The 25,363-nt window shown below is 55.4% G+C and carries 16 protein-coding genes; 8 read left to right on the forward strand and 8 right to left on the reverse strand.

The annotated features are described in order from the left end of the window. Window positions 1-88: 88 nt before the first annotated feature. Window positions 89-922 carry a (2Fe-2S)-binding protein gene (locus tag WG938_RS04010; RefSeq protein WP_339977799.1) on the forward strand — a complete coding sequence of 278 codons (834 nt, stop codon included), beginning with the start codon at window positions 89-91 and terminating at the stop codon, window positions 920-922. A gap of 179 nt (window positions 923-1,101) precedes the next feature. Next, complete coding sequence (locus WG938_RS04015) at window positions 1,102-1,938, forward strand: hypothetical protein (RefSeq protein ID WP_339977801.1); 837 nt, start codon at window positions 1,102-1,104, stop codon at window positions 1,936-1,938. Between the two features lie 67 nt (window positions 1,939-2,005). Here WG938_RS04015 and WG938_RS04020 read toward each other — a convergent pair whose 3' ends face one another. Then, window positions 2,006-2,554 (reverse strand): hypothetical protein, encoded by a 549-nt coding sequence (locus WG938_RS04020; protein WP_339977803.1) that lies wholly within the window; start codon window positions 2,552-2,554, stop codon window positions 2,006-2,008. 255 nt (window positions 2,555-2,809) lie between these two features. Between WG938_RS04020 and WG938_RS04025 the strand changes: the two genes are divergently transcribed. Further along, window positions 2,810-4,030, forward strand: coding sequence for a hypothetical protein (locus tag WG938_RS04025; protein ID WP_339977805.1), 1,221 nt, complete (start codon window positions 2,810-2,812; stop codon window positions 4,028-4,030). 78 nt (window positions 4,031-4,108) lie between these two features. Here WG938_RS04025 and WG938_RS04030 read toward each other — a convergent pair whose 3' ends face one another. Beyond that, window positions 4,109-6,349: an acyltransferase family protein gene (locus tag WG938_RS04030; RefSeq protein WP_339977807.1), complete on the reverse strand. Its 2,241-nt coding sequence runs from the start codon at window positions 6,347-6,349 to the stop codon at window positions 4,109-4,111. A gap of 280 nt (window positions 6,350-6,629) precedes the next feature. Between WG938_RS04030 and WG938_RS04035 the strand changes: the two genes are divergently transcribed. Beyond that, window positions 6,630-7,916, forward strand: coding sequence for an MFS transporter (locus WG938_RS04035; RefSeq protein ID WP_339977809.1), 1,287 nt, complete (start codon window positions 6,630-6,632; stop codon window positions 7,914-7,916). Here WG938_RS04035 and WG938_RS04040 read toward each other — a convergent pair. After that, complete coding sequence (locus WG938_RS04040; RefSeq protein ID WP_339977811.1) at window positions 7,900-9,717, reverse strand: hypothetical protein; 1,818 nt, start codon at window positions 9,715-9,717, stop codon at window positions 7,900-7,902. The two genes, WG938_RS04035 and WG938_RS04040, sit on opposite strands and share 17 nt — an antisense overlap. 52 nt (window positions 9,718-9,769) lie before the next feature. Beyond that, window positions 9,770-10,489 (reverse strand): hypothetical protein, encoded by a 720-nt coding sequence (locus WG938_RS04045; RefSeq protein ID WP_339977813.1) that lies wholly within the window; start codon window positions 10,487-10,489, stop codon window positions 9,770-9,772. Between the two features lie 483 nt (window positions 10,490-10,972). Here WG938_RS04045 and WG938_RS04050 point away from each other — a divergent pair, with 483 nt between their 5' ends. Next, window positions 10,973-13,264, forward strand: a complete 2,292-nt coding sequence (locus WG938_RS04050; RefSeq protein WP_445292893.1) for a DEAD/DEAH box helicase — start codon at window positions 10,973-10,975, stop codon at window positions 13,262-13,264. Window positions 13,265-13,455: 191 nt separating this feature from the next. On the opposite strand, the gene WG938_RS04055 is transcribed toward WG938_RS04050, so the two are convergent. The 4 genes from WG938_RS04055 to putP form a co-directional block, all read right to left on the reverse strand. Next, a complete protein-coding gene (locus tag WG938_RS04055; RefSeq protein ID WP_339977815.1) occupies window positions 13,456-17,097 on the reverse strand; it encodes a bifunctional proline dehydrogenase/L-glutamate gamma-semialdehyde dehydrogenase in 3,642 nt (1,213 codons plus the stop codon). A gap of 174 nt (window positions 17,098-17,271) precedes the next feature. Further along, the gene (locus WG938_RS04060; RefSeq protein ID WP_339977817.1) at window positions 17,272-17,772 is read right to left on the reverse strand and encodes a DUF2269 domain-containing protein; all 501 of its coding nucleotides are present in this window, start codon (window positions 17,770-17,772) and stop codon (window positions 17,272-17,274) included. A 10-nt stretch (window positions 17,773-17,782) separates the two neighbouring features. Next, on the reverse strand, window positions 17,783-18,328 hold the full coding sequence (locus WG938_RS04065) for an HNH endonuclease family protein (protein ID WP_339977819.1): 546 nt from the start codon (window positions 18,326-18,328) through the stop codon (window positions 17,783-17,785). A gap of 191 nt (window positions 18,329-18,519) precedes the next feature. Next, window positions 18,520-20,040, reverse strand: a complete 1,521-nt coding sequence (putP, locus tag WG938_RS04070) for a sodium/proline symporter PutP (RefSeq protein ID WP_339977821.1) — start codon at window positions 20,038-20,040, stop codon at window positions 18,520-18,522. A 199-nt stretch (window positions 20,041-20,239) separates the two neighbouring features. On the opposite strand from putP, the gene WG938_RS04075 reads away from it, so the two are divergent. The 3 genes from WG938_RS04075 to WG938_RS04085 are packed head-to-tail and all read left to right on the forward strand — an operon-like array spanning window position 20,240 to window position 25,361. Then, on the forward strand, window positions 20,240-23,251 hold the full coding sequence (locus WG938_RS04075; RefSeq protein WP_339977823.1) for a DEAD/DEAH box helicase: 3,012 nt from the start codon (window positions 20,240-20,242) through the stop codon (window positions 23,249-23,251). Further along, window positions 23,248-24,195: a hypothetical protein gene (locus WG938_RS04080; protein ID WP_339977825.1), complete on the forward strand. Its 948-nt coding sequence runs from the start codon at window positions 23,248-23,250 to the stop codon at window positions 24,193-24,195. Before WG938_RS04075 ends, WG938_RS04080 begins: the two co-directional genes overlap by 4 nt. After that, complete coding sequence (locus WG938_RS04085; RefSeq protein WP_339977827.1) at window positions 24,192-25,361, forward strand: metallophosphoesterase family protein; 1,170 nt, start codon at window positions 24,192-24,194, stop codon at window positions 25,359-25,361. Before WG938_RS04080 ends, WG938_RS04085 begins: the two co-directional genes overlap by 4 nt. Window positions 25,362-25,363 lie beyond the last annotated feature (2 nt).

Raw genomic sequence — 25,363 nt, forward strand, 5'->3', positions numbered from 1 at the left:
GTGGTGTCGCTAGTGCTACTTGCAACAATAGATTGGGAGTTAGCAGAAGTGTGGACTGCTTATGGCACTGCAAGAGGGAAGTAATGCAATGGAGATTGGCAAACAGTATTTACGGTTGCTCGGTGAGATGCCTCGGTTGCGAGCCGAAGTGGTGCCGGACGTTCACGTGTCTGCGGACGCATACCATCATGGGTATGCCGCCAGGGATTGGTTGTCATCGGAGAAAACTGTAAGTGCCCGTATCGACGCTGGTCATGCTCTCTTTCCGATGCCGGATGTAGAGGGAAGTACGCGATTTCAAGCTCAGCTCTGGTGGTGGTCGATGTGCGGTTCGATTGTGAACCCTTCTGTTGCTTCAATCTTGGCGTGTGAGTCTGCGCCGAGGTTGGATTGGGGCACGTGGACGGTCTTTGAGCGCGACGCGTATTGGCTTGGTTTCGCTGGTAGCGAATTTATGGAAATGGCGCCGGATTCGGGCGACAAAGTCATTGAATACGGGGCGTCGATTGCTCGTTTCCTCGCTCCAGTCGCCGAGATAGTCGGTGATGTTGGGGGACTAAAGGATGCGCCACTGTGGGCCGTAGCTGCGGATGCGGTGGCTGGTGCTGCTGTTGCTGCGGGAAATGAATTGATGATGCCGTGGGCGGGCGCTGCAGTTGGTGACTTGTTGGTGGAAGGTATGGCGACTGAGTATCGAGTGCCATCGCCACGTTTCGTAGACGTGAGTGAAGATGAGGTAGTGCTCACGGACATGGAGGCTGCGAAAAGCGGGGAAGATGCGCCATTTAATGTTGTGACGCACTTGATGCGAGCCACGTGCTGCATGATCTATCATTCTCCGGATGCGGATCTGTGTTCGTCATGCCCGAAACGCAAGCGCGAGGAACGCGAGTTGGAGTGGCAGCAGGATTTGCTGCTGTAGGCGTAGGCGAGGGGATAGGTGGGGGAGCCGGGCGTAGAGCGAGGGGCAGAGTTTCGGTTGGGTAGCCGGTGGATCGCCACAACGACATTGTTGGCTGGTTATCGCTACCATTGGCGGAGGGTCGCGACCGTACAGGAATTGCCGTGACTTTCTTGTTGACGAGGGAAGGATCCCCACCCATGAGCTTTTTCGAGCAAATCGCTGCTGCGCTGGATCGGGACGGCATTGAGAGCCGCGTAAACGACGACACTTTGTTTGTTCCAATCACATCCGACCTTGAAGTTCAGTTCGTCACTATTGATGAAGACCTTCCGGCAGCTGAGGTATACGTTGCCGCAGCTGATGTGGACGATGAAGACGATGAGTTCGAGGCTGTGCTGGTCTCTGCGGTCTTCTCTGTTGAAGATGCGGTTGCAGCTGTCGCTCATCATGTGGCTACGGATAGGGTCGTGGCATTGCTGCGTACTTTGCTGGATGGCGATGATGATCGTCTTGCAGAACTTGATTTCGAGCAGGACCCAGAGGAAGCGACGCTGGTATCTGCCGAGATTGGCGAGTCCTCTCTGCTACAGGTTCTCGTTACAGCGCATGGCAATGTTCCGAGCGCTCATGTTCGTTTCGTGTCGCAGGACGCGAATTTGGACGAGATTGTTGATCAAGCAATTGCTGAGTTCTGGGATTCCGATACCGAAACGATTTTGACTGACGACGACCGTCGCCGGATGTTTGCCGACCTTTATGCAGATGTGCAGGACTTGCGAAACGAGGTCTTGTCGTTGGGATCCTTCGAGGACTTTGACAAGTTGCTGGATGTTCTGGCGCTGGCAGTTGAACGTGCAGGAGATTGGGAAGATCAGTTAGCTCCTGTCGATGACGGCTATGCAGAATCGCTGTACGCGCCATACGTAGATGATGAAGAAGACGATGACGACGACATCTACGACGACGGTGACTACGACGACGAAGATGACGAGGACGACGTCGACGAAACAAGCGGCGATGCCAGCGCCGAGTAGCTACGGCACACAGCGCTAATGGCGCTTGGCGGTGGCAATTGTGCCTCGTTGTGGTGAGCTCTCTGCGCTACGCTGCGGTGCGACCATTCTTGAATAATTGATGTGGAGACGGCAATACAGTCCCGTTTGCAGTGCCAAGCCATGCAAAGTGGTGGGCCCGGTGCAGCGGATCAATGCCGTCTCTTTGCATGTAGGCAGCGAATTGGTCGGGCACCATCGCCTGTGCGACCGCAAGTTCGCGTTCGCCCGGAGGTAGTTGCTTAGACCACGCGATCTCCCCGCCATCATCCATATCCAGCGATACCGAGACCGAAAATAGGTAGACAGTTTCGCTACCGATCAACAAAAATTCGGGATAATGCAGCGATAGCTCTCTGACTAGCAGCTGAGGAACTGCGACACGACGAGGACGGACTGTCGCGTACAGTCCGGGCACGTCGGGGAGTGGGAAAGAATGGTTGAGTGCTTCATGCCGAAATCGTCGTGAAGCAGACGGGTGTCTCAGTAGCGTTGCTGCCAATTCGATGTCATCGCGACACTCGTGTCGGTAGATATCCGCAAGATTGTCAGTGGCGGGTAGCGACTGTTGTGGGATGTGAGGAAGCGGGCTAGTCATAGCCGGCACATTAGTGCAAGGGGCGGACACATGTTCGAAAGGATCGAACGCGTGTGCGAATTTTGACTAATCCCCAATAGTTGACACTTCATTCAAAATGTGGCTCATGGGGCCCGTGTGAATCTAGTGAACTAGTGTGTTGACCTGCGGAAATAGGTTGCTTGAAGGTCGGGCGCGCAGCCAATCTATCGGTTATGGTGAATTGAGTTAGATATATAGCCAAGGCTATTCACCACCGGAAGCAGGGCCGTCATCTTGAAAAATATTCGCTCCACCACCGCACTGCTGGCAGCAGTAGCGGCAACGTCTATCGCAGCAAGCGCAGCTGTAGTAGCTGCACCTGAAACTTCCGCTGCAGCTCCAGGTCAGCCTGTGCAGACCGCGCCACCGGCTGCGCCAGAAGCTCCAACCGCCGCACCAGAAGGAGCAGTCGTTGTGGGCCCAGGCTCGCCAATTCGGATGCCGTTCCCAGACACCCCAATCGATAACGGTCGATTCATCTCAGCTCCAAGCTGCTCCCTTGGTGTGCCGGGAACTGTGCGCGATGAGAATGGCAACGAACGCGAAGTCATTCTCACGGCTGGTCACTGCCTCGAAGCGGAGCGTGAAATTGGAGTGGGGCCGAAGGTCACCGGAGATGTGTACGTACCAACTCCTGATGGTGACATTCTGATCGGCACCGCAGACGTGGTGAACATGGGCGATATTGATGACAGCGCGATTCTCGGCGGTCCTATTGTTCTCATCAACTCAATGTTCAACCAGGCGGACTATGCCTTCATTCGTCCCGCTGATGGTGTCGAGGTGACGTCGATCAGCGAATCTCGTGATGAGTACGGACAGGTTCACGGTGAGCCTGTGCAGATGGTGGGAGTTGTCGATCGTCGTACGCTGCAACCGTATGAGATCGCAGTTGACAACTTCGGCGAGCCAATCTGTAGCGACGGCATGCGTACCGGCCGCAACTGTGGCTACCAAGTCTTCCGTGCACGACATGGAGTCTGGGCCGTCGGAATGGGCATTGACCACGGCGATTCCGGTGGAAACGCCTACGACCCACGAACGAATGAAGTTATCGGTGTGACGTCGATGGGTGTTGGTCCACTGAGCCGCTTCCAGGCCGCTGATGTCGCGATCGAAGAGGCCTACGGAATCGAGGATGGCAAGGTCAACGAGAACTTCACTGTGACACCTAACAATCAGTCACAGTCTGAGTTCCGTACGTTGGAAGAAGACCAGGCATACAACCAGGAATGGGAAGCGGTCAACGGTCCTGCATACCCTGACCAGGCACAGGAAGAACTTGCTCCGCTGCCAGAATCTCCGGCAATTCCATTCGTAAATGCGCCGGCAGACTTTGCTCCGCAGGCTCCCGCTGAGGTTGCACCGCTTGTCGACGCCACCAACCAGGCAGTAAACCAGGCCGTGGTAGATGCGAATGCGACGATGCAGAGCCTCGTTGGGCTGTACAACTAAGTGCTACTAATTCCTGCGCGTTGAGTTAGCATCCTGCTAGGAATTAGCCAGCCTGGACGGCGTTACGGCTGATTAGCGTTACAGCGTTGGGGTGCCAGGCACCACGGTGGCATCGGGAATGCCCAAGGTATCTGGCGCCTCTTGTAGCGGTACTTCAGGCAGCGGTACTTCAGGCAGCGGTACTTCAGGCAGTGATTCCACCGGGATCTCTTGTTCTAGCGGTGGGGTAGCAGGAATGTCGCCCCATGCGCCAGTCGCCCACAAGTGGCGCCCCAAGTACTCCCACAACACGGGTTCAAGTGACCGGCCATAGGCGTTGGTGATGTGGTCGCGATCTCGATAGACCACGATGTTGCCAATGACGGGCATGCACCATCCGCCAGGACAGAACCATTCGGCAGTGTCCACTGACATTGCGGTTGGCCACTGCGCCAGAACCTGGTCCGCAGGATTTTCTGGATTGTAAATGCGCTCTCGTGGGACCGTGCATTCCTGGATGTTTCCCTCCTTCTGTTCGAGGCATTCATTCGGATGGAATGGTTTCATGCGGGCGTCGTAAAGCCGTGGGTTGTCGCGCAGGCCGAGCATCGGAATGTTGTGATCGGCCAGTTGTTGCCAAAACTCCTCGGCTCCAGGGAGGACCCACTCGGCATCGTCCTGCCAACCGCGTGTTGAGGTAGTTGTCATAGTGACAACCATGTCCGGGTCAAGATCCACGATGCGCTGGGCGGCCATCTTCGACCATTCGACACAATCTGCTGAGGCCAAATCAGATTCTTTGAAGGTTACGGAGCACGCCTCACGGATCACCGGGATGACCTTGAATCCATACTCGCGCCCAAGGTCGTGTAATGGCTCGACGAGAGTATCGGCATGCGAATTTCCCGCGACAACGACAGTGACTTCAGCATTGGTGTCACCATATTCACAATCCACGAACTCATCGGGTTTGGCATCAAGTGGGAGTAGGCAGCCTGCACGCCAAGAACGAGTACCAAGGTGCGGAGCCATTTTCGGGAAGGGCTCTGCAGAGGGGGCAGAAACTCCAAATAAACTCATCGCACCCGGATGTGTCTCAGGATTGGCTCGCTTTGCATCGAGCTTAGTGAGGTAAGCAACCCACCCCGAATGCGCCATCACTCCGGAAACTGCCAGAACGGTGATGAGAACGGCTGCAGTTGCCTTGCTTTGGAACGAGAATGAGCGTCGCTCCTCCTGCGTCGGAAACAAATGCTCGGAGTCCTTGGTGGGGCGCTTCTTCGCTTGTTGTAAGGGCTTTTCGACGAGCGCATGTGTGGCATTGGCCAGAACCATCGAGATCATAATGACACCGATTCCGAGCCAGAATGGTGGTTTCCAATAGCCAGTGAATAGCGTCAAGATGATCAGCAGTGGCCAGTGCCAGAGGTACAACGGATATGAAACTTGGCCGAGCCATTGCATGAATGGAGTGCTGAGGAACCGGGAAGCCACGCCGTCGCTAGTGGAGAGAATCACTAGCACGGCACCGCCGATCGGGAGCAATGATAACGGTCCAGGGAATGCGAGAGTGGTCGGAATGACCGCACCAGTCGCGACCAACATGAAAAGGCCGACGACAGCTGCTGGACCAGAAATGGCTTTAGGGAGGCGGATACGACTTGCATAGATCCCCAACACACCACCGAGCGTGAGCTGCCATGCTCGCGACAACGTGGAATAGTAACTTTCCATCGTTCCGTACAGGCCATCGCGTGATGCCCACCAAAAAGATGCAATCGTGATTGCGATCAGTATCGGGCCAATTACGAATAAGCTAATCCGCTCAGAATTTCGCAGTCTAAATAGGCGATTAAGTAGCGTCGCAACGGTTCCTAATGCAATCGCGAAAACATAGAACTGACCCTGTACCGACATTGACCACAAATGCTGCAAGGGCGACGCCGATGTAGAAGCCGCAGCATAGTCGGAATCTTGTGAAATCAACTCAAAATTCAAGACGTAAAAAAGGGCAGCGCGAAGCTGTTTTGTGAGGTCCTCGGCGATGAGCTGCGGAGTGAAAATAGAAATCAGGATTGCTATGCCTGCTAGCACGATCACAAGTGATGGGACCAGTCGGCGGACTGTACGCCAAAATGGCCACCACGGGTTGATGAGTGCATTGGCTCGCGAAGCGTATCGCATTTGCGAGCTGAGGAAAAAGTACCCGGTCAATAGGAGGAATACGTCCACACCGCCGGAGACTCGACCAACGAATACGTGGTAAACAACTACCAGTCCAATTGCCAGTCCGCGCAGGCCGTCCAAATCAACTCTTCGGACAGTGGATGGCGATCCCATACATATCTCCAGTCGCAGAAATTTGTTGAATAATCCCAACTAATGAAAACGATATTAGGAATTAATTTTCCCAGTAACGCTAGCACTGTTGAATAATGGAAACCATTGGAAGCGCAATAGCGGGCAACCCCCGTTTTACAGATCGATTCATTTTGATAACAGCCGTTCTGTACCCGCTTCGCTAGCGACTGCGACCTCATCCGAGCGTTACATTGACGCATTGATTCACTAGGGTGGCGGATGAGGTTCAAGTCGTGTGGCGGAACCTCTTAGAGGAGGAATGTTTTCTTTGTCGTTGGGTCGTGAAGGCCGAAGGGATCGTCGTCAAGCAGTTGCGAAGACGGCGATTCCGCAAGAAATCTGGGTGCTCGTAAGCGCCGCGTTTGTGATTGCATTGGGGTTCGGGCTGATCGCGCCGATTCTTCCGCAGTATGCACGCAGCTTCGATGTGACCGTGTTTGCCGCCAGTTTTGTCGTGAGTTCGTTTTCGATCTTGCGACTTCTATTCGCGCCGGTGTCGGGGCGGATGGTAGATAGGGTCGGTTATCGGCATACATATCTTTTGGGGCTGACGATTGTCGCACTATCCACAATCCTCGTTGGCATCGCGCAAACATACTGGCAGTTGTTATTTTTTCGGGCACTGGGTGGCATCGGTTCGACGATGTTTACCGTCTCGGCAATGGGCTTGATCATTCGGATCTCGCCACCAGATATTCGGGGGCGTTGTTCTGCGGCGTATGGCACTGCGTTCTTGTTGGGCAATGTCTTTGGCCCCTTGGTTGGTGCCTTCATGGGTATGTGGGGAATGCGCGTCCCTTTCTTTGTTTACGGCGGTGCACTTATCGTGGCGACGATCATCGTCGCTATTCGCTTAAACCCAGAACACTTGCGACATGTTGTGCCGAAGCGAACGACGCCGGTGATGAACTTTGCGGAAGCCTGGCGCGACAATGCTTACCGTGCTGCGCTTCTAGGTGGTTTTGCTAACGGCTGGTCGAACTTTGGTGTGCGTGTCGCCATCGTCCCGTTGTTCGCTGCAGCGACGTTTGCTGGTGTCGCCAAAGGAGATAATGCGGTAGAAGCGACGGCCACAGCGGGCTTTGCGTTGACCGCTTTCGCGGTGGGTAACGTGGCTGCTCTGCAGTTCTCGGGGCGACTATCGGACAAGGTTGGTCGAAAACCTCTGCTGCTCGTGGGCTTTGCAGTCAATGCAGTCTTTGTTGGAATCGTGGGGTTCACGACAGGCGACATCAGCCTCCTTGTCGTATCCGCTCTGTCTGGTTTGGGCGCAGGCATGATTAATCCAAGCCAGCAGGCGGTTTTGGCGGATGTGATTGGTTCGGATCGCCAAGGTGGACGCGTGTTGGCGAGCTACCAGATGGCGCAGGACTTCGGTGCCATCTCAGGTCCGTTGGTAGTCGGCGCAATTGTTGATGTCGCTGATTATCGCGCCGGCTTCGTTGCTTGCGGAATCATCGGTGCGGCTGCGTTCGTTTCATGGCTGTTCGGTCGCGAAACGCTGACCAGCACGCCGTGCACAGTGTCACCTACGACTTCCCGGTAACTGACTCGCCTCCGATCACGGCTGGCACAGTTGCCGGTTCATCACCGAATAGTTCGCGCTGGAACTCACTCTGCTCAAAATCCTGTATTGCCTTGTGCTGGACTGCCTCAACCATTGCGTTTCGACGATCTCCCTTGCCCCTGCCACCTCCACTGAGCAGGGTAGAACCGTGGGGATTTCGGGAGTGTTGTGGCGATCCGGCCTGCTGGGTTCCTGGCGCGCCACGAATAGCCCCATTGTTATTAGTTGAGCCAAGGGTGCCGGATGCCCCGGGCATACTAGTTCGGTTGTGGATTCCGGTGTTGAGATGAGGCCGATGAGTCTGCTGTGAGCCATTGTTTCCGGTTTGCGTCAGGAACTCACGACCTGTCGGCAGTCCGCTCCTGCCAAATGCCGAATTCGCACCGCGCCCGATACCTATAGCTCCAGGGCGCACATTTCGTGTTGCAGTTTGTGGTGTTGCCGATTGCTGCCTAGCTAAGTTGTGTGCTCCGGTCGTGCTCAAACTCCCTGGTCGGCGGGCTCCACCTTGGTGAGTCGTGCCACCGTGGGAAAGTGGAGTAGGGCCCGCAATTACAGGTGAGATCGAGTGCGGACTGCTTGTGCTGTGGGGAGCCGTACCCTGTGGCGATGTCAAGGCGCCGTCGGGAGCAACCTTGGGCAGTGACGCTGCTGCCGTGTGCGTCGGCATCCCCAGCATATCCGTACCCTGTGTTCGAGGTGCCGAGCTGAGCCCAGTTATCGGCTGTGGCAACCCGTTCTGTGAGGAAGTTGCGAGGGCAGGGTTCGTCGTCACGTTCCCTGGAGTTCCAGTGGAAGTCATGGAAGTGGCGAGTGGTGTAGGAGAAGCGGTGGAAGTCGCGCCGGGTGCTGTGGCTGATGCGGTGTGAGTCGCTCCGGAATAACCGTCGGGATGTGCAAAACTCGTACTGGTTCCAGCGGGACCGTTGAGTCCATTAAGGCCTGCTTGAACTGTCGTTGCAGCTCCACTACTGATGTTGGGCTCGGTGAGCTTGGTGATGTTCGGAACCGCCGCCTGCAGCTGTGCCGTGTACGGCCCCGTGAGAAATGCTGCGATTTCGGTGCGTTCGAACTGCTCGCGAGCCACGGGATCTTCAATCAGTGCTGATTGCGCTTCAATCGAAGTCAAGGCGTTGACTGCCATCGCCTTCACCGCAGGCAGGACTTGCAAATGTGTGGCCATAGTGCTTGCCGACGTTGCGACGTTTATTGCTCGATCCGCAAGTGTGCCAAGCGTGGCGGTAGCGGTATCGAACACCAGGCCATCGTTTGAGCCGATGAGCTGCTCTGAGGCAGCGGTGATTTCCAATGCCAAAGCGGTCATGGCCGAAGCGAAGTCGGTCCAGTAAGCGACCGCATCCAGGACAGCTCCATCGTTTGTTGAGCTGAACATGGATAGGAGAGTGGTGGCATCGTGGCCGATTTCGCCGGCGACCATCGCTGGTGAAAATACGAGGGCACCGGGATTAAACGGTGGGCGTCCTTCAAACGAGTCGGTGATTGCAGACAAACCAAGTCCGGTATTTAGGCTTCCGCCACCATTGGTGTTGATGGAATTGAGCGCACCTGAAACGCTGTCTTCGTGGCTCTTGATCACATTGGAAAGTGATCGAAGATTAGTGGCTGCCCACTCGACTTCGCGACCTAGTGCAGCGCTGACCAGTGTGGCTGATCCTGATGCTCCGATGATGGCTGACGAATGCTGGGTTGCAACGGCCTGGAGCGAAGGAATGGGTGAGTAGCCTGCGAGTGATGGGACTGACGTGATTGCTGATTCCATTAGCAAGACACTGTTCGCAAGTGAGCCTGAAGCTGCGTTAACAGTGCTCAGGTTAGCCGACAACATTTGCATCACCTTGAAGAAGTTCCTGAAGTAGCTCGAGCCCCTTCTTGCAAGCTTGAGACCTCAGCTGAATGGGCTTCGCATCAGAAAAAGGAACGGTGAAACCGAGAGTGCCTTGTTCAGTTTCAACTGCTGAAAAGCATGAGTCTGCCATTGCAGATTGTTGGGGAACCTGGAGTGCTGACACACTCGGTCCTGTTGATTCGATGATCTCGTAGCCATCTCGTGTGTAGTCGGTGCGGTTCCTGTTTTGTAGGTTGAGGACGGCAATTCCGTTGCCTTCTCGTCCAATCAGGCATCCGCGTTGCCAAGGCAAGTCAGCACGCCCAATCGCAGTTTCAATCTCCTCGTAACCGAGTGCTCGAAGTCTCTCCATTAACTCCGGCGAATCACATGGGTCAGACAGCACGAAGTCATCAGCCGAGTAGTCGTAGTGGCCATCGGGCCCCAGTCGGGCAGATCCCGGTGCCGGATTCTCACTAGGCGGCAGTACACCCGGTGGCAACGGTGTACCGTCAGGCGCAAACGTCCGAGAATTGTCTTGATCGTTGCCGGAAGATAGATCGATTGACCAGGTTTCGGGATCGGTGATACCTGTGGAAGCAGAAGTCGGAGTGCTCGAACTGGGTGCGCAGCCGACAATTAACAAAGAGGCAGAAATTAATCCTGCCAGCGAAAAAGGTATGAGTTTAGAGCGTGCCTTCATCAAAATTATTCCCCCCTAAAAGCACTTAGGAATTGTTATAACACCGGTGCACGGGCACTGCTCGTCGAGAAGCGAAAGGCGTAGTAATTCCCATCACATTTCCACAAAGATGCAGGAAGACGGGGTTACTCCCATAAACCCCGGGTGTGGGAAGAATCGCCATTTGGTTGTCAAAGCGAGTAGCCTGGTGAAGCAATGTGCACAACCGATTTCGGGTCCGGCAACGAAAACCAGCCGGAAAATGGGAACGAATCGGTATCCACGGACAGCTCGCAAAGCGAAGCTCCACTTTCCATCGATGACGTACTAGGCGCAGACAGCGCTGCAGATGTACCTATGGAAGAAGCGGCGGAGAATTGGGAAAACAGCGAGTCTTTGGACGCTGATGATGGGCGGACCGACGCGGTCCATGAAGTAGGGAAATTGAAGACTGAGAACGCGGCAGAGGCCGCTGATGGGGCCCTAGAGGCCCAGGGAGAGACCCAGATGGGCAACGAAGAAATGAATAACCACAACGAGAATGTTGAAACCGCTGACGTAGAGAACAGCGTTGTGGAAGAGAATAACGAGAATACTGAGAACGTCGAGATCATCGAAAACACTGAAAATAGCGACGTCGCTGTAGAGGTTCCCTCCGAGGAAAATCCAGCTGCGAACGAAGAAGTAACTGCAGAAGCCACTGAAGTAACAGAAGCTGCAGAAGTAAAAGAAGAAAAAGAAGAAGCAACAGCTAACAAGGAAAAGAAGTCCGAAAAGGACGGCGTAAAGTTCTCTGACCTGGGACTTCCAAACGCTGTTGTAAAGGCAGTCGAGAAGGTCGGCTTCGAAACGCCATCCCCAATTCAGGCTGCAACCATCCCAACTTTGATGGATGGCCGCGATGTAGTCGGACTGGCACAGACCGGTACCGGTAAAACCGCAGCATTCGCGCTGCCAATCCTGGCTCGTATTGACGAAGGAAACCGCTCCCCACAGGCCTTGATTCTCGCTCCAACGCGTGAACTTGCACTGCAGGTCGCCGACAGCTTCCAGTCTTTCGCAGACCACCTGGGTCGCATTCAGGTGCTCCCAATTTATGGTGGCCAGGCATACGGCATTCAGTTGTCAGGCCTGCGCCGTGGTGCACAGATCATCGTTGGTACACCAGGCCGTGTGATCGACCACCTCCAGAAGGGCTCGTTGGATATCTCCGGCTTGCGATTCCTCGTTCTCGACGAAGCAGACGAGATGCTGCAGATGGGGTTCCAGGAAGATGTTGAGCGCATCCTGGCGGACACTCCAGAGGACAAGCAGGTTGCACTTTTCTCGGCAACGATGCCAGCAGTCATTCGTCGCCTGTCGAAGCAGTACCTGAACAATCCAAAGGAAATTACTGTTAAGTCGGAGACTCGCACCGCCGAGAACATCCGCCAGCGTTTCCTCATGGTGAGCCACCGCAACAAGCTCGATGCTCTGACCCGCATTCTTGAGGTCGAAGAGTTCGAAGCAATGATTGTGTTCGTGCGTACCAAGCACGAGACCGAAGAACTTGCAGAGAAGCTGCGCGCACGTGGTTTCAGCGCAGCAGCCATCAACGGTGACATTCCACAGACCCTGCGTGAGCGCACTATCGATCAGCTGAAGGATGGTCGCCTCGATATTCTCGTGGCAACCGATGTCGCTGCTCGTGGTCTTGACGTTGACCGCATCAGCCACGTTGTTAACTTCGATATTCCTCACGACACCGAGTCGTACGTTCACCGCATTGGTCGTACCGGCCGTGCAGGTCGTTCGGGCGAAGCATTGTTGTTCGTCACCCCACGCGAAGGCCGTCTGCTGCGCTCCATTGAGCGTGCAACCAAGTCTTCTCTGCACGAAATGAAGTTGCCGAGCGTGGATGAAGTCAACGACTCTCGTAAGCAGAAGTTCGCTGATGACATCACCGAGGCTCTCGCAGACCCACAGGTCAGCATCTTCCGGGACCTGATCGAGACCTACGCGACAGAACACGACACCCCATTGGTCGATATCGCGGCAGCGCTTGCTTCCCAGTCCCAGTCCGGCGACTTCCTGATGAAGGAGCCTCCTCGCGGACGTCGTAACGATCGTGGCAATGACCGCGACCGCTTCGACCGCGAGCGTTCCCGCCAGGGCCGTGATGGTCGTTCCCGTGGTGCACGCGAGGGCAAGCGAACGGATCGCGTTCAGTTCGATCGCGAAGGCATGACCACGTACCGCATTAATGTCGGTCGTCGTCAGCATGTTCGCCCAGGTGCAATCGTTGGCGCAATTGCGAACGAGGGTGGCCTGGAGTCAAAGGACTTCGGACACATCGATATCCGCGGCGACCATACTCTGGTCGAGCTGCCATCGAACTTGCCTCAGGAGGTCTTGAATAACCTCTCTGATACCCGTATCTCCGGCGAGCTTATTCAGCTTCAGCCTGACGACGGCACGTCTGTCGACGACGGCAGCGGCTGGGGTGGAGATCGCCGTGGTGGCGGCCGTGGCCGCGATCGCGATGATCGCCGTGGCGGTCGCGGAGGCTTCCGTGGTGGCCGTGACCGTGGCGACCGTGGTGGTCGTGGCGGACGTGGTGACCGCGAAGGTGGTTACCGTGGTCGTCGTGACGATCGCGAAGAGGGCGGTTACCGTGGCCGTCGTGACGATCACGAAGACGGTGGCTACCGTGGTCGCGGCCGTGATGACCGCCGTGGTGGCTACCGTGGCGACCGAGACGGTGGCTTCCGTGGTGGCCGTGGTCGTCGTGATGATCGTCGTGGTGGATACCGCGACTAAGCACGAACAGTTGCAGACGTACCGTGTCAGGCCGAGAGCTGTAGGCGTACTGCGCTAACGGAGCTTGCCTGACAACGTCGGCCTTCTGACACTGTCATCAGTCTGACAACGCCAAAGAGCTACCTGGAGGAAACTCCAGGTAGCTCTTTCGTTTGTCTAGCAATGTGGTTGGACTTAGCGAAACATCGTAATCATCGAGAGAGATTCAGCGCTTCGGTCACAGCAGAGTCGGTGTCAGCAGAGATATGGCCAAATCTGTGCATCGACCACGAGATGGATTGCTCACGGAGGTAGTGCAGCATTTCGAATCTTCCAGATTGCACAACGCCTGCACGTTCCAACCAGCTTCCATTCTCAGCGGCGATGCTCAAAGCCTCGTCACTGACCGTTCCACAGCAGCGGATTCGCGAGGATACGGACTCCCGAATTCGCTGTACAAAAGCGGTGTCCGATTCCACGACTACTTCGGCCAAACCATGCCGCACGATGATCTCCAAGGCATCGGTGACTACATCATCGACATCGGGAGCCACCGTTACGGTGACAGCATTCGAGCTGACCTCCCCAGCAGCTACCGCCGCCAGCACGGTGCGCGTGACAGTTACTACCTTGGCATTTGCCGCAACTCTGACAACTGCGTCGGGAAGTGCACGATAGCGGAAGACATTTGCTTCCCCGATGAGACCAGATTCATCTCGAGGTCGGTCAAACTCGACCGCAAGTGCGTGCGCATCGGAGTGGGTAGCCGTCGTAACGTAGTCTGCGTCATCGCCGAGCACTGCCTGCAATTCGCGCACGACGCGGCCGATACGTCTGGTCGGTGTTGCCTGTGCCAACGCATCGGAGGCTTCCGACGAATCCGTGACGGAGCCTTGCTGGGCTACGTAGTTCGGTCCTCCGGCTTTCGCACCCGGCCCCACAGATGAGCCTTTCCAGCCACCGAACGCTTGACGACGAACAATCGCCCCCGTGGTATGTCGATTTACATAGGCATTTCCGACTTCAACGCGGTCCAGCCAGTAGGCAACCTCGTTGGAATCGAGAGTGTGGATGCCACCGGTCAATCCGTATTCGACTGCGTTTTGCCATTCGATTGCCGTGTCTAGGTCTGGTGCTCGCATAATTCCGAGGACAGGGCCGAAACACTCGGTTATATGGAACCAAGAACCGGGTTGGACATTGTCCCGCACACCCGGCGACCACAGCGTGCCGTCACTATTGAGTTGTTGAGGTTCTACCAGCCATTTCTCGCCCTTTTCGAGGGAAGTCAACGCACGGTGGAGCTTCTCTCCAGGTGGTTCCACGAGTGGGCCCATTTCGGTGCTGAGGACACGACCGTGACCAACCTGGAGAGTCCTGGTGGCATCGAGAATCTGATTGAGCAGACGATCGGATTTGCCGGCCGCGCCTACCAGAATGACCAATGAACCCGCCGAACATTTCTGTCCGGCATGACCAAACGCGGAGGTCACCACATCAGCCGCAGCAAGATCTGGGTCCGCAGCAGGAGTGACGATCATGGCATTCTTGCCACTGGTTTCTGCAAACACTGGAAGTGATGGTTTCCAACCACGGAACAGCGCAGCGGTTTCTGATGCGCCGGTCAGAATAACGGCATCAACATCATCGTGAGTGAGCAAGGCACGACCAGCATCAGCCTCGTCGGTGTTCGCTAACTGGATGAGATCGGGATCGACCCCGGCATCACTCAACCCATCACGTAACGCAGCAACCGCGACTTCCGCGACACGAACTACCTGTGGTGCCGGCGCAATGACAACAGCAGAACCCGCGGCCAACGCCGCAGTCATGCCACCGACAGGAATAGCAATGGGGAAGTTCCACGGTGGCGACACAACGGTGACGCGATGTGGCGCAAAATCCACGCCCGGTTCGCGATCCATCTCGCGTGCACTTGTCGCGTAATAACGCACAAAGTCGATGGCTTCGCTTATTTCAGGATCCGTTTCGGCGACAGTCTTTCCGGGTCCATGGATCGCTGCTGCTAACAAGTCGCTGCGTCGTGAAGCCAAACGCTTTCCGACGACTTCCAATACATCAGCGCGGCCCGCTCCACCGCGAGCGGCCCAGTCTGGCTGAAGTCGAACGGCCTTTGCGACGATGTCGTCGACATCGACCACATCATCGATGAGCGGTGAAACAGCAGGTCCAGGATCAGAGGTGATATCCACAATGCTGCGAGCCCACTCGCGATTAGCCGGCAAGGCAGGATCAGTGTCGGGCTCATTTGTGAAAACGGTGGTGGATTGCGCTCGCTTGGCCTGTGATGTCGTCACTACTCCCGGAGTGGTTTCGTAGCGACGATCTTGAGTGCGGCGTGGCTTAGTGCTTGTTGAATTTCGGTCATGGATCGCAGCGAGATAGCGACGCATTTGCCCGTGCATGGCGTCGTCATTGTCGCTGCTGGTCATTGCATGCAGGAAGTTTTCTTCGGCTGCATTCTCTTCTAACCGGCGAACCAAGTAGGAAACCGCGACGTCGAAACTGCGCACATCGACAACTGGGGTGTACAGAATTAATCGGCCAACCTCTGCTTCGATTGCCTGCTGTTGTTGTGGCGCCATTCCTTGCAGCATTTCTGCGTCGATTTGGTCTTCGACCCCACGAGCATGGGCAAGCTCGACCGCGGTCGCCATCGAAAACAGGTTGTGGCTGGCGACGCCGACACGCAGGTGAGGAGCGATATCGGGGCGGAGCAGCAGATCAAGCAGTCGGAGATAATTCGCGTCCGTTTCCGCCTTAGTTGCATATGGAGCGCGTTCCCATCCTTCAGCATCTGCGACGACGGTCTCCATGGAGAGATTCGCACCCTTGACCAAGCGAACCTTGAGCGGGGCACCACCTTCGGTTACGCGTTGCTGTGCGAACTCCACGAGTCGATGCACCGCGGCAACGGAGTCCGGCAAATAGGCCTGGATGACGATTCCCGCATGCAGCGGAAGAAATTCCTCTTCGCTCATGAGGCGTTCGAACACCGCGAGCGTTAACTCCAAGTCGCGGTACTCTTCCATATCCAAGTTGATGAACGGCTGGCGTTCACGGTCAGACATTGCAATGCGGTACAGCGGGCGAAGCGTCTCGATGAGTTGGTCGACGCTGCCGTCGAAATCCCACGGATTCAATTGTGAAACAACGCTGGATGCTTTTACCGATACGTAGTCAACGTTCGGACGAGACAAAAGTTCGATGGTGTCCTGCAACCGACGTTGTGCTTCGTCACGGCCTAGTACTGCTTCACCGAGCAGGTTGAGATTCAGTTGGCGACCGTGGCTGTGGGCATCGTCGAGAAGCTCTTGGAGGGCTGACCCTTCGGAATCCAACACTAAGTGGTTGACCAGATCGCGCATCCGCTTGCGAGCAATCGGCATGACAACGCCGGGAATGCGCTGGGACAAAATGCCACCGAGTTTCATTGCCGCGCGATCCAGAGAAGAAAGGAACGATGGGGTGGCGGAGCTGGTGGTGAGACGAGATAGCTGACGAGCTGCAGTCTTGTTGTCTTCAGGACGTGCAACACGGTCGACGAATGTCATGGTGAAGTCGACGCCTGCTGGATCGTGCACCAGCTTCGCTAGCTGCGCAGCGGCATATTCGATTCTCGAATTTGGTTGAGCGGGTGAATCGGTGGATGCGGGAGGGCCATGGCCTCGGGGAGCATTTGTCGACCCAGCGAATTCTGTTTTTGTTTCTGTCTGATTCAGCCAGCGCATAGCGCGACGGATTGCAGCGTCGGCGATGCTGTCCAGAGGGGGAAGCGTTTCGTTCGTTGGTGGTCGATCGAACTGCGGTTGTCGATCGTGATTGTTAGACATTGTGACCCCTTACGTGTCATCGGCCGTCTGATAATGAGCATTTCCTCGGATTAGGAGATGCTTTTAGTGATGATACGACCAAGCCACTCGGGGATAAGCCAAAACGAAAAACCCGCCCACAGTCATCCACTTGCTGGAGACTAGGGGCGGGGAGTACGCGGAAAAGGCGTGCGCTTACAGGTAGAACATCAATACTGCGACGACAACCCAGATTGCGGAGAAGATACCGGAGAACATGGCAAGCTGCCCCTTAGCCTTGTCCCAGTCCATCTCGTCGGCTGCGGCCTTGCGGGCGATGAAGTCGGGATCGTCCGCATCTTCATCGTCGTCAGCAACGCCGAGGCCCGCCATCATCTTCTTCTGGCGAGGAATGATGAGGAAGAACAGCAGCGCCCACGCGATGATTGCGAGAGTGATGGACGTGTGCAGCAAGCCATTCTTGATGTATCCCTGCACGTCCATGAAGAACACACCAAAGCCAAGCAGTGGAACAATCAGAGAGATCATGCCGTAGGTGCGGGAGATAGCGTGCATGGTTCGTGCAGCACCAACGGTGCCAGGCTCGCCGAGGCGGGCTGCCAGTGCGAGCTTCGGGAACATGGAGATTGCGACTGTCACTGGGCCGAGCAACAGGATCGCTGTCAGAACATGAGCGATGATGAGGATCTGATTCATAGATACGAGTCTAACGAACCGCACGGATTCCACAGGACTTGGCCATAACTGACCAATCGTCCATCGAGACAGCGAGTTCCCACTTCACAGCGACTGCAACAAAACGCGCAGAGTAGTCACATCGGAGTTCCTGCTGCGCAGGCATCCATTCGGACGGTGTCAGATCCGATTTTTCTCGATTGATTGCGCTCATCGTGGGCACCAAATTCGCATCGAGGTCGTTCGCAAATTCGCGTCTTCGTGAGCTATCCCACTGCGCAGCACCAAAATCCCACGCCGCTGCCAGTGGATAAACATGATCAACATCAACCTCAGTGGACAGCACTTCCTCGCCTGAATACGGATCTGCAATCGCGGCATCCTCGTCAAGCACGCACTCAGAACCACCAAACCATTTCACGAGTACGCGCCGGCGAGTATCACACGCGCCGTCGACACTCCAGCCACCAAAAAGTTCGCGCTCATACCCGGTGATAGTTATACGTTCCGGCTGTACGCGAACGGATTCCAACAGCGTGACGACGTCGCGTCGAGGCAATTCGCGCCACCATCGCACTCGCGGGATGGCAATTGCGGCTGCTGCGATGAGTGCCAGGCAAGTAACAATGACGAAACTGACTACGAGTGAGTGTCTAGGCAGTAAAAAACCGCGCCCAGCGTGGGAGTGAAAATTGTGGCTCACACCCATACTGACGCGGTCGGCGGGGAAGTGGTTCCCCGGGGTGCAGGATTACCTGCAGGTAGTGCTTAGAGCTTTGCCTCGGCAGCTGCCTCTTCGAACTCAGCAAGAACCTTGTCGTTTGGAGCTGGAGTGAGGAGGGAAACAGCGATCATAACGATTGTCGCTGCAGCGAAGCCAGGGACAATCTCATACAAAGTGTCCGTCAGTGGGCTCATACCCCACGCGAACGACACGACAGCACCTGTGACCATGCCAGCGGCAGCGCCCAAGGAGTTGAGACGGCGCCAGTACAACGCAGCAATGATGACAGGACCAAACGCAGAACCGAAGCCAGCCCACGCAAAGCCAACCAGATCAAGAATCGAGCTATTCGGATTCGCGGCAATAACCGCAGCCACGATTGCAACAAGTGCGACGGCGACACGAGACAGCATCATGTACGTCTGAGGTCGCAAGGACTTGTTCACAACACCCTTGAAAAGGTCCTCAATCAGTGCTGACGAAGAGACGAGCAACTGTGAAGAAATAGTCGACATGATGGCGGCCAGCACAGCAGTCAGAATCAGGCCTGCAATCAGTGGGTGGAACAGAACACGAGTCATATCCAAGAAAATGGTTTCGTACGATTCGCGATCAGTAACGACCGCGTCGGAGCGCAGTGGGAAGAACGCCGTCGCGATGATTGCAACGAAAACCGCACCGAGCATGCAAATGAACTGCCAGCCGATGCCCCAACGGCGTCCCTCGACCGCATCCTTCGAGGAACGAAGTGCCATGAAGCGAACGATGATGTGTGGCTGCCCAAAGTAGCCCAGACCCCAGCCCAACAGGCCAATAATGGTGATTGCAGGAACCCCCAAGAACGGGTTGAACCAGTCCATGCTTGGTGCAGATTCAGCACCTTCATATGGGTTGTTTGCTGGCCACGTGAGCAGGTCGGTTGCAGATGCGTCGCCAAGCAAAGTAATAAAAGCAACAGTTGGCACGATGATGAGAGCCAAAAACATGATGATGCCCTGAACAGTGTCGGTATATGACACCGCCAAGAAGCCACCGAACAAGGTGTACGCAACGGTAATGCCTCCGACGAGCAGCATGCCGGTTAGGTAGTTGCCGTCAAATGTGGACTCCCAGTAACGGCCACCGGTGACCATGCCGGAGGATACGTAAAAGGTGAAAAAGACCAGAATGATGAGACCGGCAGCAACGCGCAAGAACTTCGACTTGGAATGGAAACGGTTCTCCAAGAATGACGGAACCGTAATCGAGTTACGCGCGATCTTGGTATAGGTACGAAGCCTCGGTGCCGTGAACTTCCAGTTCAGCCACGCGCCAATGACCAAGCCAACGGCAATCCAAGTTTTGTTCAGGCCAGTTAGGTAGATCGCGCCGGGCAGGCCCATGAGTAGCCAACCGGACATATCGGACGCGCCAGCCGACAATGCGGCGACGAATGGATGGAGGCCACGGCCACCGAGCATGTAATCGTCGTACTGTTGGGTCTTCCGCCAACCGGTCCAGCCGATATACAGCATGGCCAGTAGGTAGATGACAATTGCTATCAGGAACCACGTTTGTTGTTCCATGAGGTTTACTCCTCAATAGCCAGCTGGTGTGCTGACGCAGGGTAGTTGGTGCATTTATTACTTAATCTAATTACTTGCATTCTTGAAACAATTGTAGAATACGAAGAAAATAGAATGTCTGTTCGATTGCTTGTTGTTTCCGGTGGGGATTCCTAAAACCCGATCCGGAGGAGATGGCACAATCAGAACCATGTCTGGCATGGAGCACAAAAATTCAAGGGATTCTCCCGTGTTTGTGCTGCATGGTTTGTGGTTGCCGGAGGCCGGGCTGAGCCTGTGGGTCGAGAAACTCGACGGACATAGGCTAATGGCCTCCCTCAGCGATGTTGAGGTACCAGCGCAAGAACGCGAACTTTTCAGTGTTGTCGACGGTGTCGCTCGGGGCCGGCACGAAGTGCAACTACAGACCCCTAAGGGTAAACACGTTCGACGCGTGATTCCAACCTGGGATTTCATTTCGGATGACGCCGTTGCGTTGTTGGTGCAGCTCCGAAATCACACATTTTCGCCTGCAATGGCACCAGATCTGCGCTTTCTCGTGGACGTGGCACAGGGGCTAGAACGGTGGGCGCTCGCAGGTCGCGCGCTTGTTGCTGTGGTGTGGGAGGACAATGAATGGTGGCCACAATGGCGCATGGTTGACGGTCTCCAGGAAATGTCGTGGCGGGCGCAAGTCATCGAGCGAACACCGCCCGTGGTGGTAGCCAATGGAGGTAAAGCTGTGGTCGAGGATCTGTTGCAGCGCCTGTTTCACTGGACGGTGAATGTGTTGTTGTCAGATATGGATACACCGGTGTCAGCTCGGCAAGGCTTTGTTCGGTCATTAGTCAGTTCTGAGGCCCTGCGAAAAACCAGTGCCTCAGTTGCTGCGGACTTAGCTAAGTGGCGAGGCTCTGCCGCAACCGACAACATTCAGCTGATTTTCGTGCTCGAAGAACCTGCTCATGACGACGACGCTTTGTGGTCCATCCGTATCTATTACCGAGTAGGCGTGTCAGCACCTGATCGTTTGAATCCTCAGTTGTGCAAGCCGAGTGTGCTGAAGCAGTTACGTCCGCAACTTCATGCTGCACAAAAGGCATTTCCCCCTTTCGAAACCGCGCCGTCGGAAGGCTATGGTCTTGATGTTCTGTTAACTGCTGGCCAGGTTGTGGAGTTGGTCCGAGGTGGCGTTGAGAAGCTGCGGGCGGCAAACATCGACGTAATGTTGCCGAAGGCGTGGCTTGAGGGTGAGCCATCGTTGAAGTTGGTGACCAAGACCGAAGAGTTGGAACCGACGGGTGCGGCACCAGGTGCTCAGGAACCACGTCTGGGGTTCAACCAACTTGTGAAGTACCAGTGGAAGCTGTCTATTGGCGATACCGAGTTATCGGAGGCTGAGCTGAGGACACTGGCGAAGTCGGGCAGCGGGCTGGTTAAGTTACGCGATAAGTGGGTTCACGCCGATGCTCGGGCAACTCGAGACGCGTTACGTTTCCTGCAGGAGCAGACCGCGGCTGGCGAGAAAATAGGAGCTGGTTCAGCAACTCTGAAGGAGCTGCGTTTCGACGGCGGTGCGGAGCAGGCAGCCCCTGTGCCGGTGACTGTTGAAGGAGAGGGGTGGCTGCGCGAAGCCTTCAACACTGAAGATGGGCTGGAACGCGATGTCGACGTGCCAGTGCCAGCGGGTTTTGTAGGGCAACTGCGAGACTATCAACAGCGGGGCGTGAACTGGCTAGCCTGGATGTCCCTTGCGGGTTTCGGGGTGATTCTGGCCGATGACATGGGTTTGGGCAAGACTGTTCAAATCTTGACGTTGCTCCAGTATGAGAAAGAAACACGTGAGGTTAAGCCCACGTTGTTGGTCGTACCAACGGGAGTCCTCCGCAATTGGGCGAAGGAAGCAGCAACGTTTACCCCGACACTGCGGTTAGGTGTGTTGCACGGAGGCAATCGCCCTAATGGTGATCAACTTCAGGATTTCATCGCGCAACACGACATCGTGCTGACGACGTACGGAGTCGCTACACGGGATGCTGTCGAGCTCGGGGCGGTTGAATGGGAACACATCATCGCCGATGAAGCCCAGGCGATTAAGAATCCAAATTCGCAAGCGTTCCGCGCATTGCGGTCATTTCCGGCGCGCCAACGAATTGCCATGACGGGAACCCCCGTCGAGAACAATCTCGGTGAGCTGAGAAGCATCATGGATTTTTGTAATCCGGGGATGCTGGGTTCGGCACGAACATTTCGGTCGCGCTTTGCTATGCCCATCGAGCGTGATGGCAATGAAGAAAAGCTTGAACTGCTCCGCAGTATCACATCGCCGTTTGTGCTCCGCAGGATGAAAACTGACCCGGCAATCGTGCCTGACTTGCCCAATAAGGATGAGCAGACTGTTCATGTTGCTCTCACAGCAGAACAGGCGTTTTTGTACGAAGGATGCGTCAAAGATATTGAAGAGCACGTTAATGCAGCCAAGGGAGTTAAGAAGAAGGGCGTGATTCTGGCAGGAATCACGAAGCTTAAGCAGATCTGTAATCATCCGGCGCACTATCAAAGTGACGGCTCTCAGATTTTGGATCGAGGACAGCACCGCTCCGGAAAGCTGATCGAGCTGGATCACATCATTGACGCTGCTTTAGATGCAGGCGAAAAGGTCTTGGTGTTCACTCAATTCGTGGAGTTCGGAAATATGCTGGCGCCGTACTTGTCGCAGCGTTGTGGGGTCGAAGTTCCGTTCATTAAGGGACAGCTCACGCCAAACAAGCGCGAACAAGCGGTGGAACTCTTCAACTCGTCGGATGGACCTCCAATCATGGTGCTATCGACACTCGCAGCTGGTGTTGGCATCAACCTCACCGCAGCTAATCATGTTGTTCACATGGACCGGTGGTGGAATCCCGCCGTGGAAAACCAAGCGACGGACCGTGCTTACCGCATCGGCCAGCTTAAGGATGTGAAAGTGCACAAACTTGTCGCTGCTGGAACGCTAGAAGAGCGCATTGATGAGCTCATCTTCGACAAATCCGTACTTGCCGACGCCGTGGTTCAAGCAGGAGAAACCAAACTCACCGAAATGACCATGGATCAGTTGCACTCAATGTGGAGGCTAGACAAGACGCGAGCCACTCAGTTGGCGGCGGACGTTGAACAACGGTGGGAAAACAAGAAGCAACAACAAAAGAACTGGATCGACTTGGCGGAACGTATCTGGGGTGACGAAGAATGAGCACACGCGGAGAAGACCAGGACATCACCTGGGGCGATAACGTCATCTATGCGGACTTTTCCGGGCGTGCCGGTCGCAACGGTACAGGCGCACGTAAAGGACAGAAGCGCGCGAATGTCCGGACACGCAAGGTTGCCTTTCACACACCTATCGCCCAGGCGTTGTACGACGGCGTCGTAAAGCATGCTGATGAAGGTCGCCGTCGACGTGGAGAGAAGTATTTTGCGGACGGGCATGTCCTTGGCGCGACGCTGAGCGACAAGGTGGTCGTCGGTGAAGTCGAAGGTACCCAGTTGGACCCGTTTACGGTCGTAATTAGATTGCCACATCGAGATACTACCGACGTGACTCAGTTGTTGACGTGGATGGTGGATAACCCCAGCACAATTGAGGACAGCAAGCGGGGAGTGTTGCCCGAATCCAAAATTGCTGAACTCTTAAGCGACGAGGACGAACAAATCGTCTGTCAGTGCACTTGCCCTGATCACACTGCGGTGTGTAAACATGCCATCGCGGTTGTCGCATATGCAGCTCGGGATGTCGACGACGAGCCACTTCGTGTGTTTGAGCTCCGAGGGCTACGGGAATCAGATCTCCAATCGAATCTTCAACGACTGTTGAGGGAGAAAGCTGCGCGACAGCGACAAAAAGTTGAGACGGCACGTAACAAGCTGATGGCTCCGCCTCGAATTCAATTTGGTCAACAACCTGTTCGAATCGTCGAATCCGACTTTTGGGGTAAAGATCTTCCTAGAGTGGAACTTCCACAGCCGGAACCCATCAATGTGCTGAAAGAAACCGACCAGGTGTTGCTGCACGAAGCGTTGCGGCCAACTTGCGTTCTTCCACGCGAGACATTGCGAGCAGTCTCTGACTTGGAAGAATGTTGGGATCATCTCCAGTCATGTCAAGAGCTCGCCGATAGAGAGGGACCAACACAGTGAAGTTCATCCATACGTCGGATTGGCAACTCGGCATGACTCGTTGGTTTCTAACCGGCGAAGATGGAGATTCCCAGGCTCGGTTTAGTGCAGCTCGGTTGGCGGCGATTGACCGTATCGGGGAAGTAGCTTTCGCAGAAGACGCTGACTTCATCGTGGTGGCCGGCGATGTATTTGATTCGAACACGCTACCTGCGCGCGATGTAGGTCGAGCGATGGAGCGTCTCCGTAGTTTGCCGGTTCCTGTCTATCTGTTGCCGGGCAATCACGATGCGTACGATGCATCGTCGATATATCGGAGAGACCCATTTCCACAGAGCTCTACCTCTGGCGATGGCGCGTCGTTGGTGGTGTTGAAGCCTGGTGAGAACGTCGTCACACATAAGAGCGGGCGGGGCACCGTGGAGATTGTTGGTATCCCGCTGACAAGCAAGGTGGGTGATCCGCGAGACTTTGAAGAAACACTGGCTGATTTGCAGCCGATTGATTATCCGCGGATTGTCGTGGCTCACGGTCAGGTTGAGGGGTTTGGCGGAGATGCAGGTGCGAGCCTGTCGCTCGAGGCAGCGGAGAAGGCTATTTCGGATGGGCTTGTCCAATACATTGCTGTGGGAGACTCGCATTCGACGCGGCAGCTCGATAGTCGTGGATATATGTGGTTTTCCGGCGCTCATGAAACTACCGATTATGACGATGTCGAGTCGGATTCCGGCAATGTGCTTGTTGTTGAGATCGATGGCACAAGTGCTCCGGTAGTAGCGAAACACAAGGTAGGTGAATGGGAGTTCCAGGCGCATACCCGAGATTTTGCCGATTTTGCGGAAGTTGAAGAGTGGCTCGAGCAGTTGGAGCTACTTCCGAATAAAGACAGGACAAGCATTAAGTACTCGTTGTTCGGAACAGTGACACTGGCACAAAAGGCTGATTTTGATAGGCGTCTTGCAGCCCTGGCTCCAGTTTTCGCTGCCGTGTACAAGCGGGGTAGTGGTTCTGATTTAACGGTGCGGCCAGAGGACGGCGATATTGCAGCAATGGGTGTTTCCGGATTTGCGTTGGCAGCCGCCGAAGAATTGCAACAGATCAGTGACAACCCGGACCTGTCTGCGGCTGATCGAACGGCAGCAGTAGATGCACTCGGATTGCTCGCACGAATCGTGGGAGGTAACTAAGC

This window comes from Corynebacterium sp. H113, from assembly GCF_037572315.1.
In the GTDB taxonomy this organism is placed as follows: domain Bacteria; phylum Actinomycetota; class Actinomycetes; order Mycobacteriales; family Mycobacteriaceae; genus Corynebacterium.

Excerpts from the sequence above, each read along its gene's own strand:
- WG938_RS04010 (WP_339977799.1), top strand. The coding sequence starts at position 89 with ATGGAGATTGGCAAACAGTATTTACGGTTGCTCGGTGAGATGCCTCGG.
- WG938_RS04015 (WP_339977801.1), top strand. The coding sequence starts at position 1,102 with ATGAGCTTTTTCGAGCAAATCGCTGCTGCGCTGGATCGGGACGGCATT.
- WG938_RS04020 (WP_339977803.1), bottom strand. The coding sequence starts at position 2,554 with ATGACTAGCCCGCTTCCTCACATCCCACAACAGTCGCTACCCGCCACT.
- WG938_RS04030 (WP_339977807.1), bottom strand. The coding sequence starts at position 6,349 with ATGGGATCGCCATCCACTGTCCGAAGAGTTGATTTGGACGGCCTGCGC.
- WG938_RS04035 (WP_339977809.1), top strand. The coding sequence starts at position 6,630 with ATGTTTTCTTTGTCGTTGGGTCGTGAAGGCCGAAGGGATCGTCGTCAA.
- WG938_RS04040 (WP_339977811.1), bottom strand. The coding sequence starts at position 9,717 with ATGGAATCAGCAATCACGTCAGTCCCATCACTCGCAGGCTACTCACCC.
- WG938_RS04050 (WP_445292893.1), top strand. The coding sequence starts at position 10,973 with ATGGGCAACGAAGAAATGAATAACCACAACGAGAATGTTGAAACCGCT.
- WG938_RS04055 (WP_339977815.1), bottom strand. The coding sequence starts at position 17,097 with ATGTCTAACAATCACGATCGACAACCGCAGTTCGATCGACCACCAACG.
- WG938_RS04060 (WP_339977817.1), bottom strand. The coding sequence starts at position 17,772 with ATGAATCAGATCCTCATCATCGCTCATGTTCTGACAGCGATCCTGTTG.
- putP (WP_339977821.1), bottom strand. The coding sequence starts at position 20,040 with ATGGAACAACAAACGTGGTTCCTGATAGCAATTGTCATCTACCTACTG.
- WG938_RS04075 (WP_339977823.1), top strand. The coding sequence starts at position 20,240 with ATGGAGCACAAAAATTCAAGGGATTCTCCCGTGTTTGTGCTGCATGGT.
- WG938_RS04080 (WP_339977825.1), top strand. The coding sequence starts at position 23,248 with ATGAGCACACGCGGAGAAGACCAGGACATCACCTGGGGCGATAACGTC.